Origin of the sequence: Dysgonomonas sp. BGC7 (assembly GCF_001261735.1) — a bacterium.
Classification (GTDB): domain Bacteria; phylum Bacteroidota; class Bacteroidia; order Bacteroidales; family Dysgonomonadaceae; genus Dysgonomonas.
Map to the genome: position 1 here is coordinate 212,200 of NZ_CVRP01000009.1, position 16,774 is coordinate 228,973.

The window sequence follows — 16,774 nt, forward strand, 5'->3', positions numbered from 1 at the left end:
TTGTGCCACAGTGTAAATTTGAATGTTGCACATTTTTTAAATAGAATGTAACATCTCTACATTTGTGTCAGAATGAAAAACCATAATTGTAAAATCAGTTGATGTAAATAACAATTTAGTTTCCATGAAAAATATGAAAGTTATAAGAAAAGCTTTATTCGGTTTAGGCGTTTTAGGTTCAATAGTGATTTCAAATGAGGTTTATGCCTCAGCAAGATCTTATGAGAAGATAAAGATTGAACAGGATAATACTACAGTTAACCAAAATCGTTATAAATCGAATAGACCTGATAAAGATAAGCGTCTGTTTTCTTCTGCTGCAGTGGAAAATGAGATTCTTCGTGTAAAAAAACTATTGAAGAATCCTAAGCTGGCATGGATGTTCGAAAACTGTTTTCCTAATACGCTCGATACAACAGTACATTATCGTTTGACCGATGGAAAAGATGATACTTTTGTATATACAGGAGATATACACGCAATGTGGCTACGCGATTCGGGAGCACAGGTATGGCCTTATGTGCAGTTGGCAAATAAAGACGAAAAACTAAAAAAAATGTTGGCAGGAGTTATTCGCCGTCAATTTAAATGTATAATCATAGATCCTTATGCGAATGCCTTTAATGATGGGGCTATTCTTGTAGGAAACCATTGGGAATCGGATATGACTGATATGAAGCCTGAGCTTCATGAACGCAAATGGGAAATAGATTCTTTATGTTATCCTATCAGGCTGGCGTATCATTATTGGAGAACGACAGGAGATGCTAGTGTTTTCGACGCAGAGTGGTTAGATGCTATAAAGAATGTGCTGAAAACTTTTCGGGAACAGCAACGTAAGGATGGTGTAGGTCCATATAAGTTTCAGCGTAAGACCGAACGTCAGCTCGATACATTAAATAATAATGGACTGGGCAATCCGGTTAATCCTGTAGGGTTGATTGTCTCTGCTTTTCGTCCGTCAGATGATGCTACTACTTATCAGTTTCTAGTACCTTCTAACTTTTTTGCAGTGACATCGTTAAGAAAAGCTGCTGAAATATTAGAAACAGTAAATAATGAAGGCTCTTTAGCTAAAGAGTGTACTGCCTTAGCCGAAGAAGTTGAAAGTGCCCTTAAAAAATATGCAACATTTAATCACCCTGAATATGGTACTATCTATGCATTCGAAGTAGATGGGTTTGGTAATCAATATTTGATGGATGATTCTAATGCACCTAGTCTGCTGTCATTAGCCTATCTTGGAGATGTGGATATTAATGACCCGATCTACCAGAATACACGAAATTTTGTATGGAGCAAAGATAACCCCTATTTCTTTAAAGGAACTGCGGGAGAAGGTATCGGAGGGCCACATATTGGTTATGATATGGTATGGCCTATGAGTATTATGATGAAAGCATTCACTAGCCAGGATGATAAGGAACTGAAGGAGTGTATAAAAATGGTAATGGATACCGATGCCGGAACAGGCTTTATCCATGAATCATTTAACAAAAATGATCCACACGATTTCACCCGTGCGTGGTTTGCCTGGCAGAATACTCTGTTTGGCGAATTGATTCTGAAAACGGTAAATGAAGGTAAAATAGAATTACTTAATAGTATAGAGTAAATCCAATACATGGAATTGGGGTTGTTTGGGTTCTCATAAGAGCTTATAATGATAAATGTTATAGGCTCTTATTTTGAGAGTAATAAAAACAATAATATAATCCGAAATAAATATAATAATAAACCAAGTAATGAATTCTAACAGCAATTTTAGAAGATGTGTTCTTACGCTTTTGTGTGTAATATCAGCTACTTTTTTATCGACAGCTCAAGGTACTTTCAAGCCGGTCGACTATGTTAATACTCTAACAGGAACTCTGTCCAAATTCGAATTATCAACAGGGAACACTTATCCTGCTATAGCTCGTCCTTGGGGAATGAATTTTTGGGTTCCACAAACCGGAGGAATGGGAGACGGGTGGGTATATACCTATACTGCAGATAAGATTAGAGGATTTAAACAAACTCACCAACCAAGTCCTTGGATGAATGATTATGGACAGTTTTCTATAATGCCAATTACAGGAAAGGCTGTGTTCGATCAGGACAAGCGGGCAAGTTGGTTTTCTCACAAAGCAGAAGTTGCAAAGCCCCATTACTATAAGGTTTATTTAGCCGACCATGATATAACAACAGAGATTACACCGACTGATCGTGCAGCTATGTTTCGCTTTACATTTCCCAAAAGCGATAAATCATATGTTGTAATAGATGCTTTCGATAAAGGTTCATATATTAAGATTATTCCTCAGGAAAATAAGATAATAGGTTATACTACCCGAAACTCAGGAGGAGTTCCTGACAATTTCAAAAATTATTTTGTTATTACTTTCGACAAAGCGTTTGCCTATACAGCTTCTGTTGGCGATAACGAAATACGTAAAGGCGAGTTTGAGGCAAAAGAGAATCATGCCGGAGCTATCATTGGTTTTGAAACTAAAAAAGGAGAGGTTGTACATGCTAAAGTAGCCTCTTCTTTTATCAGTTTCGATCAGGCTGAACTCAACCTGAAAGAGTTGGGAGCAGATAGTTTTGATCAGATTGTAAGTAAAGGAGAGAATATTTGGAACGAAGTATTAGGTAAAATAGTAGTAGAAGATGACAACATAGATAATCTTCGTACTTTCTATTCATGTTTTTACCGTTCGGTACTTTTCCCTCGTAGTTTCTACGAGATAGATGCAAAAGGAGAGGTTGTACATTATAGTCCTTACAATGGACAAGTGCTATCAGGCTATATGTTTACCGATACTGGTTTTTGGGATACTTTCCGTTGTCTGTTCCCTTTCCTTAACATGGTATATCCTTCTATAAGTGAAAAAATGCAAGAAGGATTGGTGAATGCATACAAGGAAAGCGGATTTTTACCGGAATGGGCGAGTCCGGGACATCGTAATATTATGGTAGGAAATAATTCAGCCTCGGTAGTTGCAGATGCTTATGTCAAAGGTTTGAGAGGATATGATATCGAAACTTTATGGGAGGCCTTGAAGCATGGAGCAAACAATCATCTGGCGGGAACAGCATCAGGACGTGTAGGTTATGAATTTTATAATAAATTAGGGTATGTACCCGATAATGTAGGTATAGGTCAAAATGCTGCTCGCACATTAGAATATGCTTACAACGACTGGACAATTTATAAGTTAGGAAAGACTTTGAACAAACCGGAGAGTGAAATTGGTATTTATAGAGATAGAGCTATGAATTATAAGAAGCTTTACAATCCGGAGCATAAACTTATGACAGGGCGTAACGAGAATGGCGATTTTGATAAGAATTTTGTCGCCGAAGATTGGAGCGGAGCTTTCTGCGAAGGCAATAGTTGGCATTGGAGTTTTTGTGTATTTCATGATCCTCAAGGGTTGATTAACCTTATGGGTGGTCGTAAAGGGTTCAACCAGATGATGGATTCTGTTTTTGTTGTTCCCGGCAACAAAGGTATGGAAAGTCGTGGAATTATACATGAGATGAGAGAAATGCAAGTTATGAATATGGGGCAATATGCCCATGGTAATCAGCCCATACAACATATGATTTACCTATATAACTATTCGGGAGAACCTTGGAAAGCTCAATTTTGGTCTAGAGAGATAATGGATAAACTATACAATCCTAATCCTGATGCTTATTGCGGAGATGAAGATAATGGACAGACTTCGGCTTGGTATGTATTCTCTGCTTTGGGCTTCTATCCTGTATGTCCTGGTACTGATGAGTATGTTATAGGATCTCCATTATTTAAGTCTGTAAAAGTTAATCTTGAAAACGGAAAACAAATACAGATTAAAGCAAATAACAATAACAAAGTAAATCGCTATGTGAAAGCAATAAAAGTAAATGGTAAAAACCATACTAAAAATTATTTTACGCATGAAGACTTAATGAAAGGTGCTTCAATTGGATTTGAAATGTCTTCAACACCTAATCTCAAGAGGGGTGTTTTGGAAATTGATTCTCCATATTCTTTGACACATGAGTTAGAGAAAAAATAAGAAAAACCACTAATCTAAATCTATATGAGAAAAAAGTTAAATTATTTATTACTAATCGGATTAATCATCCCTCTGTTTATCGCTTCTTGTAGCGATGACGACAAGGATGATAATTCTAATCCGGCACAAGAGCTTGTTGTTGATAACACAGTAGTGACTCTTCTACAAGGAGATGAAATTACTATAAATGTTACGTCGGGAAACGGGCAATATTCTATTAGATCCCTAGACTCTAGTGTAGCCGATGCAAGTGTTTCAGGAGATAAAATAACAATAAAATCTCCTTCTGATGCAAACTTGGGTGAGACAACGATTCTTATTGTCGATGGGCGAAAAAAAATAGCCAAAGTAAAAGTCAAGGTTGCTAAACTTTGGGATTTGACTGTCGATAACTCAAGCCCTGAAATGTTTATAGGTGCAGTGACTCCTGTAAAAATAGAAACAGGGAATGGCGGTTATGAAATATCCTTAGAAGCCGGTGGCGAAAGCGTGATAGAACTGGGCCCTTTGTTTGGTCAGATATTTACAGTAAAGGCATTGAGCGAAGGTAATGCTAAGATTATAATAAAAGACAAGAAGGAGCAGATTGCAGAAGTAAATGTTCTTATCAAAATTGTAGAATTAGAACTTGGCAAATACGAGTTGTCTTTGGTTGGTCCTAATAAGACAGGAGATATTAATATTCTAGGCGGAAATGGAGGCTATAAGTTCTCTTACAACCCGGAAGGAATTGCTACTGCTTCTGAAGCAAATAATACTATTACAATAAAATCGGTTGCTGTTGGAACAACAACAATTACTGTAACAGATCAAAAAGGAGCAACGAAAGATATTGAAGTAACCGTTCTTCCTAAAGAATTGGAAACAGATATCGCCGCTCTCAATATTATAGGAACTAGATTGAGCGGTAAGTTCAATATAACAGAGGGTAATGGAGATTATTCGGTTGTATCCGAAAATGAGAATCTGATAACTGCGAGCGTTGTGGGCTCCGAGGTTACGGTTACAGCAAAGAAAGCAGGGACTACATCCGTTACGATAACCGATATTCGAGGTAAAAGCAAAAAAGTCCCGGTAACAATTTCTCCTTTGGCAATGAACATAGGATTAGACTATTGTTTAATTGCTAACTATGGTGCATTATCTAATAGTGCAGACTACAAATCTCTATCTCAGGTTACATATGAGGTGAAAGTAAAACTGGCAGGAGGACGAGGCCTGCAAGGTTTTATAGGCTTAGAGGGGAACTTACTCCTTCGTGGAGAGAGAGATGCTCTTCCTCAAAAGATAGAACTTGTAAGTAAGTTTAACGGAACTGAGCAAAAATTGGTAACCAACCCAATAATGGATGCGAATAAATGGTATCATTTAGTATTGGTGTTTGATGGTACTTTGTCTGATCCTACGCAAAGACACAAATTATATATTAATGGCGAGTTATATACAAACTTCGAGAGTTCTACGGCTATTAATTTTGATCGAAAAACTGTAGACCTTACTCAGACCAGCAATGCACCTGGCTTGGGTTTAGGGCGTGTGGGTAGCGATTATTGGCGTGGTTTATCCGGAGTTATAGGAGAGGCTCGTGTTTGGAAGGTTGCTCGTACCGCCGAACAGATAAGAAATAATGCTTGTTCATTAACAGAATCTTCTCCAAAAGGCTTGATTTCTCATTGGATATTTGGTTACGGCATAGCAACACCATCTATTGAAGACCTTGCAGGAACTTGCGATGCTGTGGTTTATGATAATCAGGCTGTAAGTGTTACTAATCCTAAATCTTTTCCTGCAGATAAGTGGGTAGAGGCCGGATGTCCGTGATGTAACAATGTCTTGATCAGATCCCCCTGAAAATTATAATTTTCAGGGGATGATATTAAAATGGAATTAATAAAAAACAAATAAAATATATGAAAAACAGGTTGTCGAATCTAATAGTTTTGTTCTGTCTGATAGCTTTTGCTGCATGCAGTAACGAAATTAATCCTGGATTTAATCAGGAAGACTATGAGCCTATAGTACCACCTGAGCCGGTGCGTACCCTTACTTCTATGGCAAGTGGAGAACGCGTTATTTTATCAGGAACATCAGTGGAAGATATTGTACTGTCATGGATACCAACAGTAGTAAAAGGAAATACGGTCTTTCGTTATGAAGTACTATTTGACACAAATGATGGAGATTTTTCTAATCCAATAGAGGTTCTAAAATCAGATAAGGAGGCGCTAGAGACAAAACTGACCTTGTCTCATTTTCAGATGAATGCGATAGGACGCCTTGCTAAGTTTAAATGTAATAGTAATGGTACCCTAAGATGGAAAGTTAGGGCCTATTGTGGGCTGGATCAGTCTTTGAGTAGTCTGGAAGGTACATTTACTATCTTCATGATGGATGGTATAGATGATATACCTACAGAAGAAGATCATCTATTGATTACCGGTACAGCTACAGAAGATGGAGGGGATATTTCAAAAGCACAGGAAATGTCACGGATAGATGATGGTATCTATCAGGTTTATCTGAAAATGAAAAAAGATAAGACATATCTATTCACTTGCGAGAAGGATGGTGAACAATATATCTATTATTATTCAGGAGGAAAACTTAGACAAAGACTCGAAGGAGAAACTTACGAATGTGTACAAAATACAGACGGAATATATAGAATAACTCTGAATTTTAATACTCAGGAGATGGAAACGATTGAAATCAAAAAATTATATCTCTACTGTATAGCAGGGTCTTATTCTCAGGAGTTTAGTTATCTCGGATACGGTAAATGGGGGGTGAAAAGCTTCTTAGCCCACAAACGTAAAGAGAGTTGGGCTGCCGGAGGAGAAACCCGCTATCATTTCAGAATGGAGACAGTTACTTCGGAAGGAAATGTGAGGATGAATTGGGGTAGCAATATAAAGGATGGAGGTTCTCCAAAAAGAGACGACAATGGTAATTTAGATTATTCTTATTTCAATATGTATGAGATGTCCGGCGATTGGGACTACTCTTTCAGATATGATGACACATTGTTGCAATGGGGAGAGTTCAAAGATAATAAGTGGGAGGCAACTGTAAGAACAGATGTAACTATATATCTCAATGCCGACTATGGTGTATATACACATCGTTGGGTGGCTGTAGAGTAATTTTAGAAAATTAAAAAGTAAATAAAGAATGAAAAAATACATTATACTTTCCCTATTGTTTCTCTCTCTGCTTTCTTGTGGAGACGACGAAGATATATATAAAGGGGATGCTAGTGGAGAATATGTTTCAAATGTAGATTGGACTGAAGCTAGTAATTCAAGCACCGGTGATTTCCTGAAATATTTTTTCTGCAATGACGACCCATCAGCTCCCGGAGAGCATTATTTTTTGGCTGCACTCAAGTGGCATGATCCTAATAAAATCGAGAGTGGATCCGAGCCTGACGAAAGACAGTTTGGATTTGGATACTGGATGCAACCTCATGCTATGGATGTTCTTATAGATGCCTATATCCGTACCGGAGAACAGAAATATAGAGATGCATTCGAACCTTGGCTTTCAGGAATGAAATACTGGAACGGTCGAAATCATTGGGGAAACAGATATCCAAATAGTGAAGGGTTGTGGAATAACTTTTATGACGATATGCTATGGTGTGCCCTGACTACTGCTCGTATGTATGATATTACAGGCGAACAAGTGTTTTGGGATGCAACAATGACTCAGTGGAAGTTTATCAAAACAGCAAAGAACGAGAAAGCTGAAGATGTTGCCGGTTATGGAAACGATCTTAAAGCTACAGCGCGGAAAGGTCTTGCTTGGAAATGGGATTCTCCTTATTCTCGTATGTCTTGTTCCAATGGTCCCGGATGTCTTTTGGCCATGAAGTTGTATAAAATCTGTAAGAAAGAAGGAAAAGATGAAGAAGCCGCATATTATTTAAACTTTGCACAGGAAGTTTATGCGTGGATGAGCCAATTTCTTTGCGATATATCTACGGGACAAGTATACGATAATATGAGTGTCGAGAATTCCGATCCCGCGCAATGGAAACCGGATAAAGTAGCTCTGTCTTATAATCAGGGAACATTTATGGCATCGGCTCTCGAATTATATAATGCGACTGGAGATGAAGAATATCTGCGCAATGCGGTAGCATTCGGTTCTTATCAGGTTAATAAAAAGATGGATAGCACTTATCCTATATTCTCTGGCGAAGGATCTAATGGAGATAACCTATTATTTCGTGGCGTATTCCTTCGTTATTTTCTGGATATGTTAAAGCAACCGACTAATAAGATATATACAGAAAATACCAAGAAGAAGTTCATTAATGCCTTAAGAAGTAGCTCTGATGTTTTATGGACATTTGGACATAATCCAAATCGTTATTTTTATCAGTATCATTGGGCTCAGGCTCCTACTGCCGGTAATCGGGGAACCGATGGCGTTTGTGATATAGCGACTAATGCTCAGGTTCCGGCTGCAACGTTGATAGAGATCAGAGCTCGCTACGAAGATTGGGCAAAAGGAAAAGAATCTGAAGATCGTATATACTAAGAAAACATAAATTTTATCAACATAAATAATATGCAGATAATGAAAAAAATAAAAAAACAAATCTTTGCTTCGTCTCAGATCTGTTTTATTGCTATATCTTCTCTATTGGCGGTTGGTAGCCCTTTGATAGCCAATGCATCTGATAATATTAAAGATGTAAAGGAGGTGCAACAAAGTAAAACAACTGTGAAGGGAGTCGTTTTAGATAAAAGTAACAATGATCCTCTTATTGGTGTGACAGTTGTTGTAAAAGGAACCCAGGTAGCCACAATGACTGATATTGACGGGAAATTCTCTATCAATATGCCGTATGCTGAGGCATCTTTGGTCTTCTCTTATATAGGATTCCAGCCGGTGGAAGTTACTCCGGCAGGAAAAAAGGAGCTTGCTGTGCTTATGGATGAAGACTCAAAGGCTTTGCAAGAAGTTGTAGTAGTAGGATATACAAAGCAGCGTAAAGAAACGATGATTGGTTCTATTGCTACTATTACTACCAAAGACCTGAAGCAGAGTCCTACTGCTAATATCAATAATGCTTTGGCAGGACGTTTGCCCGGCTTGATTGCAAATCAGTATTCGGGAGGAGAACCGGGTGTCGATAGAAGTGAACTATTTATTCGCGGTAAATCAACCTATGGAGATCAAGGTGCAATTGTAATAGTTGATGGTATCGAACGGGATATGAGCTATCTGGCTCCAGAGGAAATAGAAACATTTACTATACTAAAAGATGCGTCGGCAACAGCAGCTTATGGTATTCGTGGGGCAAATGGGGTAATAGTGATAACCACAAAGAGAGGAAAAGCAGCAGAAAAAGCAAGTGTTAATTTCAAAGCATCCTTAGGATTCAATAATCCTGTAAAATTTCCGGAATATTTAGGATCGGCAGATTATGCAATGTTGTATAACGAAGCCCGTGCAAACGATGCGAAAATGACAGGAAGTAGCCTTGATGATGTTAAGCTTTTTTCTCAGGATGCTATAGATAAATTCAGAAGAGCTAAAGGGGATAACTCTGATGGCTTAGGTTACAATTGGGACTATTACGATTTTGCATTCCAAACAGGGGTACAGGAAGATGTAAGTCTTTCTATCCGTGGAGGATCTGACAGAGCCCGCTATTATGTACTTGCTAATTACTTTTCGCAGGGAGGTAATTACAAATATACAGATGTGACTGACTTTGATACTCAAGCGAAATTTAAACGTTATAACTTTCGTTCGAATATTGATATTGATATTACAAAGTTCTTAACAGCCAGACTAGACCTTGGTGCCCGTATTACAGATCGTAATGCTCCGGGAACAACAGCCGGTCGTCTGATGACAATAGCTGCAACACAACCTCCTCATTTACCAATATTGGTGGAAGAGAATAATCATCCACTGAACGAGGAGTATATTTCTCAAAATCCTTATGGAATGCTGTATGGAGATAATTTATATCGTTTCAATATGTTGGGAGAACTGAGCAGAACTGGTTATCTTAATGAAAAAAATACCTACCTGAACGGAAGCTTCTCCATGACATTGGATATGGCATTTTTATTGAAAGGATTAAAAGCCGATTTCAATTTTTCTTATGATGCGTCAGAGGGACGTTGGTTAAATAGAAAGTTAGATACGTACAAGGATGGTTATCGAGAGTATCCTCAATATGCAACATTCATGCCGATGGAAGGTAGTGATGTATATATGAATCCCGGATATTACAGTGGTTCTTACAAGACAGGTAATAAATATAGTATCGACCAGACTATAGGTAATGGACTTACCCACAATGCTTCTGATAGCAGAACTTATATTCAGGCTCGACTAGACTATAATAATACATTCAAAGATGTACATGAATTTACAGGTATGTTATTGGCCAACCGTTCCAATCGTTCTGTTAATAATGAATTAGCATATCGTTATCAGGGTATAACAGGTCGTTTGGCATATTATTATGATAAGAAATACTTGGCTGAATTTAATTTCGGATATAACGGCTCTGAGAATTTTGCACCGGGCAAACGTTATGGATTCTTTCCTGCCGGTTCGTTAGGATGGGTTATAAGTCGAGAGTCTTTTATGGAAAACGCTTCATCATGGCTTGATATGCTCAAGATTAGAACATCATTTGGGTTGGTTGGTAGCGATAATGTGAGTTCTCGATTCCCATATCTGTCTTTTTATGGAGGAGGTAGCGGTTATAGTTTTGGTGAAGATTTTGGAACAGGACTAGGTGGAACGGCCGAAGGTAATTTGGCAAATGCTAATTTAACATGGGAAAAATCTAGGAAATTCAATCTAGGTTTAGATATAGGAACTTTCAATCAACGTCTCAATCTAACTGTCGATTTTTTCCATGAGTATCGTTACGATATAATAACAGATATGAGCGGAGATGGTATAATGGGCTTTCCTACTGTTGTTGGAAAAAATGCACCGTTAGCTAATATTGGAGAAGTAAGCAATCGTGGAATTGATTTAGAAATAAGCTGGAATGATAAAATAGGGAAAGATATAAGATATTATATTAAGCCAAATCTAACTTTTGCCCGCAACAAACTGGAATATAAAGCAGAGGTTGCCCGTAAGAATGAATGGCGTAGAGAGACTGGTCGTAGACTGTATGAAAACTATGTATATGTGTTTGATCATTTCGTTGCCGATCAGGCAGAGGCAGACAGACTAAATGCTATAAACTATCAGCCTTGGGGAAAACTTATACCGGGGGATGCTGTGTATAAGGATCTCGATAGGGATGGTGTTGTAACAGATGAAGATCGTACAGCATTAGGTAATCCTCGTAGCCCTGAATTAATGTTTGGTATTCCATTAGGTATTCAATACAAAAACTTCGATTTTAGTGTGTTATTCCAAGGTGCTGCACGAACTTCGATTTTGTTGAATGGACCTGCGGTTTATGATTTTCCTCAGTTCGATCAGGATAAGATAGGAAAAGTAAAAAGAATGCACTTAGATCGTTGGACTCCGGAAACTGCATCTACGGCTAAGTATCCTGCATTACACTATGGTACGCACGATAATAATAAAAATGGGCAGAGTAGCTTATTCTTATATGATGCCAAATATCTTCGTCTGAAAAATATAGAGGTTGGGTATAATATTCCTCAAAAAATACTTAAGAAATATAGTTTGCAGCAGGTGCGTATATATGCTCAAGCTCTTAATCTGATTACATGGGATGGATTGGATGATGTAGATATAGATCCGGAAACAAAATCGGGAGATGGAGCCTCTTGGTATCCTATCCAGAAAGTATTCAACTTTGGTATAGATATAACATTCTAAAAAAGTAAGAAGAAAATGAAAAAAAGAAATTTATTATATACAATCGGATTATCTGTTGCGATGTTGATTTCCTCATCTTGTAATGATTATCTGGATAGGGATGACAATGATCAGATAACTGAAAAAGAAGCTTTTTCTCGTTACGAAAAAGTAAATGAAATGGTTACTGATGTATATGCTGCTGCTAAAAAAGCCAATAGACCATTAGTATTTTTCGAACATTTTAGTTCCTCTGCAATCACAGATGAATGCGAAGGTACAAATGTTGAGGGAAATATTACAAATAACTTTAATAATGGAGCATGGAATCCCAATTCACTTCCCGGAAGTTCGGGACAATATTGGTGGAATCTGTATGAGGGTATTCGTAAAACAAATTTGATTATTGAAAATGTTGTAAAATACAATACGCCTGATAATCCGCTTCAGGACGGAGAATTAAGCTTTCGTATAGGAGAAGTGTATTTTATGCGTGCTTATTTCCATTTACTATTATTTCGTATGTATGGAGAAGCTCCATACATTAACTGGAAAATAGAAGCAAACGAGTCTATGAATTTTAAAAAGGAGTCTGTTCATGCTATGGTCGAGAAAATGGTTGCAGATGCAGAAGAAGCATACAGAAGAGTTCCCGCTAAATATGTAAAAACCTCTCCTAACTTTGGCCGCATTGATAAGGGAGCGTGTCTTGGCCTTATTTCTATTGCCCGCTGGATGGCAGCAACACCTCTTTGGAATGGGGCAAAGACAGCAGGTTATCCTCAGACCCGTGTCTTCGAAAGCGAATATGGATATGATAAAAAACGTTGGGAAGCAGCTCGTGACGCAGCTAAGGCTGTTCTCGACTATGAGGTAGGCGGCTACAAACGTTATGCTCTATATACTAAATATACGAGTGCTGATTTTGATGATCCTAATGGAGGAAATCTGAATGACAGTCGTGTATATAAAAGACTGTGGGATATGTTTTTTGATATGGATGCATTTGCAGGAGAGTGTGTTTTCTTCATCACTAAAGACAAAGATCAGGCTTGGCAAGGAGATGTTTATCCTCCTAGCAGAGGCGGTAGCTCTCGTCAACAACCTGTTCAGGAACAAGTTGATGAGTACGAATATATTGTAGGTAATTATGGTTATCCTATTTATTCTTCCGAAGCCCGTAAAGCAGGATACGACGATGCTAATCCGTACGAAAGAGGAACTCGTGACCCACGTTTCTATCGTGATATAATCTATCATGGAGCCCCATATCGAGATAATAGTAATAATGCAAAAACAATGAATACTGCAAGTGGTTCTGATGCTATTGGGGCGTCTAATGCTACAACTACGGGGTATTATCTACGCAAATTGCAAAAGGAATCATGGAATAATAATAGTAGTTTTAGTGTTAATGCTCCTGCAATATGGAGGCTCCCTGAGTTTATTTATATTTATGCTGAAGCCGTGAACGAATTGGGTGAAGCGGATAAAATAGCCGAAGCTTACAACTTAGTAAATTCTGTGAGGGAGAGATCGTTTATGAAACCGATGCCACCTGAGGTTAAAACGGACAAAGCTCTTATGTTTCAATACATCCAACGTGAACGTAGAGTTGAATTCTTCTATGAAAATAAACGTCCTTGGAGCTGTCGTCTATATTTGGAGCCTAATAGCAGAGACGAACTTTCAAAAGAAAGCCAGTGGAAAGCATCGGGTACAGATAATTCTACCCGAACCAAGAACTATTGGGCTTCTAATTATGGATCTTTACCTAAATGTCAAAGGATGATAAACGGTATGCGTCCTGTAAAGAAAGCAAATGGAAAGATCGTAATAAGTGGGGAGAATTATGCAATGGAACGTTTCTGTGTCGAAGAAAGAGTATTCCAAAGCCAACACTATCTGTTTCCTATAATGCAGAGCGAATTGCAGCGTACGCCATCTCTTATACAAAATCCAGGATGGTAATAAGTCTTATATTAAGAAAAACAACATGAATAATATGAATAATTATTTTAAATATATAGCTACTCTTCTTTCGTTGTTGATATTGCTATCTTATTCCAGTTGCGATAATGATGATGATAACTCTACTTCTGTAGATTTGTATGAAATTGTAGTGGATAAACCTGTAGTGCGTATTGGAGCTAATGAGGAAGCGACTGTAAAAATTGTATTCGGAAATGGAGGATATTCTGTGAAAAGCTTTGACTCGTCTATTGCTACAGCATCTATTTCAGGAGATGTAATCACTATAAAAAGCCTTAATAAACTGGGTGCAACCACAGTTCAGATTCAGGACAAAGAAGGAGTCGTTGGTGATATCACTGTTGCAGTAGGAGTTTTTGACTTAGAAGTAAATCATAAAGATATTTCTATGGAGCGAGGAAATAGCATATCATTAATTGTTAGTTCCGGAAATTTTTCAAGTAATGACGAACTCTCTATTTCTATTGCAGACCCTTCTATTATAAGTCTTGATAATACAGACCCTTATCGCCCTTACTATACTCTTAAAGGAGTAAGTATAGGCTCTACAACAGTTACTTTCACAGACCGATTGGGTAAAGAGGCTGTTGTAAATATTGAAATCACCCCTGTTGGTATCGAGACCGATCTTGTTGGCAAAGAAGCTGTAGTCGGAGTTAACAATAAGCTTGTCGTGAAAGTCTTGAAAGGTAATCTGAACTATGTGGCTACGCCTGAAGATGATGCTAAAGTAGCGGTAAGCGTGAAAGATAGTCTTGTGTATATTGTTGGTAAAGCAGAAGGTTCAACTCCTGTATTGCTTGAAGATGGAGAAGGGCAGCAATATAGTTTCACAGTAAATGTATCTAAGGTAAAACAGGTTGCTAATATGGGTTCATCTAATTATTTTAGCGTTCCATTCTATTTGAAGGGAGTTGCCGATCCGTCATTGAAGAGTGTTAATAATATTACTTATGAAGCTCGTTTCAGGATAGATCAGCATAATGGAGATGATAATGGTAATGCACGTATTAATACTATTATGGGTATTGAACAAATATTCCTGATGCGTGTAGATGTGCATAAAGGAGATACCGGCGATAGATTCCTGCAACTTGCAGCAGATAAGAAGGGAAGCGTTCGATTTGAGGGCTCTACAAAGATAGAAACAGGAATATGGTATAATGTAGCTGTGGTTCTTGATGGTTCTAAAACAGGAACTGACCGCCTTAAATTATATGTAAACGGTGTAGAAGAAACTCTACAATTATCGGCAGGTACTCCGGCAGATCTTAAAGAGATAGATCTTACTTCCAATTTCTTTATTGCTCAATCGGATGGTAAACGAAGACTTAATGGTGCAATAAGCTATGCTCGTATTTGGACTAAAGCTTTAAGTGGATCTGATATTTCTAAATATAATGGTATATTTGTTGACCCTTCTACTTTAGGTTTAACTGCTTATTGGGCTTTTAGCAATCCGGGAGCGGATGTACAGAAATTTGTGTCTTTAACGAATAACGATTTTGAAGCTATAGCGGCTAATAAAATAACGACGTGGACTGTTGACCCTATTTTAGAATAAGATTGTATAAAAATGATATATAGAAAGAGAGGGCCTAAAAAGAAATACGACCTTCTCTTTCTTTTCTGAAAAAGTTGCATAAATAGTCATTGGTATTAATAGTAACTATAAAAGATAAAAAATTGATGAAGTACGTTAGATTAATTGTAATTAGTGTTTTATTATTCTGTTCAGGAATGGTCTTTGGACAGAAAAAAACGTCGGAAGTAAATCGTTTGCCTGATTGGGCTTTTGGCGGATTCGTTCGTCCCGAGGGAGTAAATCCGGTAATTAAGCCAAATACAGCGACTAAGTTTTACTGTCCTATGCAGAAGGGTTCTGTGGGATGGGAAGAAAGTGATACATTCAATCCTGCTGCTGTAGTAAAGGATGGGAAGATCTTTGTATTATATAGAGCAGAGGATAACTCTGCTACCGGAGTTGGAAAACGCACTTCTCGTATAGGTCTTGCTGAGAGTTCCGATGGTATAACAATGAAGTTGAGAGACAAGCCTGTGTTATATCCGGCCGAAGATAATGCAAAAGACCTTGAGTGGCGTGGAGGTTGTGAGGATCCCCGTGTTGCGGTTACTGAAGAAGGTTTATATGTAATGTTTTATACAGGTTGGAATAGGAGTGTTCCTCGTTTATGTGTAGCTACATCCCGTGACCTAATAACATGGGAGAAACATGGCTTAGCTTTTGGAAAAGCATATGATGGACGGTTTGAGAATTTGGAAAGTAAATCAGCCTCTATTGTAACAAAGCTGGTTGATGGAAAGCAAGTTATAGCAAAGGTTAATGGCAAATATCTTATGTATTGGGGCGAAAGAATGATTAATGCTGCGACTTCAGAAGATCTGATTAACTGGGAGCCTCAATTAAATGAGAAAAATGAATTGAAAGGATTGATTTACCCTCGTTACAAATATTTCGATAGTGCCTTAACTGAGTGTGGACCTCCTGCCATAATTACAGATAAAGGTATCTTATTATTGTATAATGGTAAGAATCGAACAGATGATAGAAGAGATGAACGTTTCAATGCCGGAACATATAGTGCAGGGCAGGTTCTGTTTGATCTGAATAATCCATATAAAGTAATCGGAAGGCTCGACGTGCCATTCTTTAGACCTATGGATGATTTCGAAAAAAGTGGACAGTATGTGGATGGTACTGTTTTTATTGAAGGGTTAGCATTTTATAAGAAGAAGTGGTATTTATATTATGGTTGTGCCGACTCTATGGTTGGTGTGGCTGTTTACGATCCTTCTAAAAAGAAACCTGGAGATCCGATAGAATAATAAAAAACTAAATGTCTGTCATATAATATGGAAAATAGAATTAGTATACTTCCATATTATAT

General features: G+C 37.8%; 9 protein-coding genes. All 9 read left to right on the top strand.

The genetic code is table 11. The annotated features are described in order from the left end of the window. Window positions 1–124 precede the first annotated feature (124 nt). Window positions 125–1,615, top strand: coding sequence for a glycoside hydrolase family 125 protein (locus BGC7_RS09405; RefSeq protein WP_050701325.1), 1,491 nt, complete (start codon window positions 125–127; stop codon window positions 1,613–1,615). A gap of 130 nt (window positions 1,616–1,745) precedes the next feature. After that, window positions 1,746–4,049 carry a GH92 family glycosyl hydrolase gene (locus tag BGC7_RS09410; RefSeq protein WP_050701326.1) on the top strand — a complete coding sequence of 768 codons (2,304 nt, stop codon included), beginning with the start codon at window positions 1,746–1,748 and terminating at the stop codon, window positions 4,047–4,049. 24 nt (window positions 4,050–4,073) lie between these two features. Continuing rightward, a complete protein-coding gene (locus BGC7_RS09415; protein WP_050701327.1) occupies window positions 4,074–5,870 on the top strand; it encodes a LamG-like jellyroll fold domain-containing protein in 1,797 nt (598 codons plus the stop codon). Window positions 5,871–5,959: 89 nt separating this feature from the next. Next, the gene (locus tag BGC7_RS09420; protein WP_050701328.1) at window positions 5,960–7,192 is read left to right on the top strand and encodes a SusE domain-containing protein; all 1,233 of its coding nucleotides are present in this window, start codon (window positions 5,960–5,962) and stop codon (window positions 7,190–7,192) included. Between the two features lie 28 nt (window positions 7,193–7,220). Next, window positions 7,221–8,594, top strand: a complete 1,374-nt coding sequence (locus tag BGC7_RS09425; RefSeq protein WP_050701329.1) for a glycoside hydrolase family 76 protein — start codon at window positions 7,221–7,223, stop codon at window positions 8,592–8,594. Between the two features lie 39 nt (window positions 8,595–8,633). Then, window positions 8,634–11,894 carry a SusC/RagA family TonB-linked outer membrane protein gene (locus BGC7_RS09430; protein WP_050701435.1) on the top strand — a complete coding sequence of 1,087 codons (3,261 nt, stop codon included), beginning with the start codon at window positions 8,634–8,636 and terminating at the stop codon, window positions 11,892–11,894. A gap of 15 nt (window positions 11,895–11,909) precedes the next feature. After that, window positions 11,910–13,844, top strand: coding sequence for a RagB/SusD family nutrient uptake outer membrane protein (locus tag BGC7_RS09435; protein ID WP_050701330.1), 1,935 nt, complete (start codon window positions 11,910–11,912; stop codon window positions 13,842–13,844). 34 nt (window positions 13,845–13,878) lie between these two features. Then, window positions 13,879–15,429 carry a LamG domain-containing protein gene (locus BGC7_RS09440; RefSeq protein ID WP_050701436.1) on the top strand — a complete coding sequence of 517 codons (1,551 nt, stop codon included), beginning with the start codon at window positions 13,879–13,881 and terminating at the stop codon, window positions 15,427–15,429. Between the two features lie 125 nt (window positions 15,430–15,554). After that, complete coding sequence (locus BGC7_RS09445) at window positions 15,555–16,712, top strand: glycoside hydrolase family 130 protein (protein ID WP_087880066.1); 1,158 nt, start codon at window positions 15,555–15,557, stop codon at window positions 16,710–16,712. Window positions 16,713–16,774: the final 62 nt, after the last annotated feature.

Bases quoted from the DNA above. Each gene is read 5' to 3' on its own strand.
- BGC7_RS09405 (WP_050701325.1), top strand. From the start codon at position 125: ATGAAAAATATGAAAGTTATAAGAAAAGCTTTATTCGGTTTAGGCGTT.
- BGC7_RS09410 (WP_050701326.1), top strand. From the start codon at position 1,746: ATGAATTCTAACAGCAATTTTAGAAGATGTGTTCTTACGCTTTTGTGT.
- BGC7_RS09415 (WP_050701327.1), top strand. From the start codon at position 4,074: ATGAGAAAAAAGTTAAATTATTTATTACTAATCGGATTAATCATCCCT.
- BGC7_RS09420 (WP_050701328.1), top strand. From the start codon at position 5,960: ATGAAAAACAGGTTGTCGAATCTAATAGTTTTGTTCTGTCTGATAGCT.
- BGC7_RS09425 (WP_050701329.1), top strand. From the start codon at position 7,221: ATGAAAAAATACATTATACTTTCCCTATTGTTTCTCTCTCTGCTTTCT.
- BGC7_RS09430 (WP_050701435.1), top strand. From the start codon at position 8,634: ATGAAAAAAATAAAAAAACAAATCTTTGCTTCGTCTCAGATCTGTTTT.
- BGC7_RS09435 (WP_050701330.1), top strand. From the start codon at position 11,910: ATGAAAAAAAGAAATTTATTATATACAATCGGATTATCTGTTGCGATG.
- BGC7_RS09440 (WP_050701436.1), top strand. From the start codon at position 13,879: ATGAATAATTATTTTAAATATATAGCTACTCTTCTTTCGTTGTTGATA.
- BGC7_RS09445 (WP_087880066.1), top strand. From the start codon at position 15,555: ATGAAGTACGTTAGATTAATTGTAATTAGTGTTTTATTATTCTGTTCA.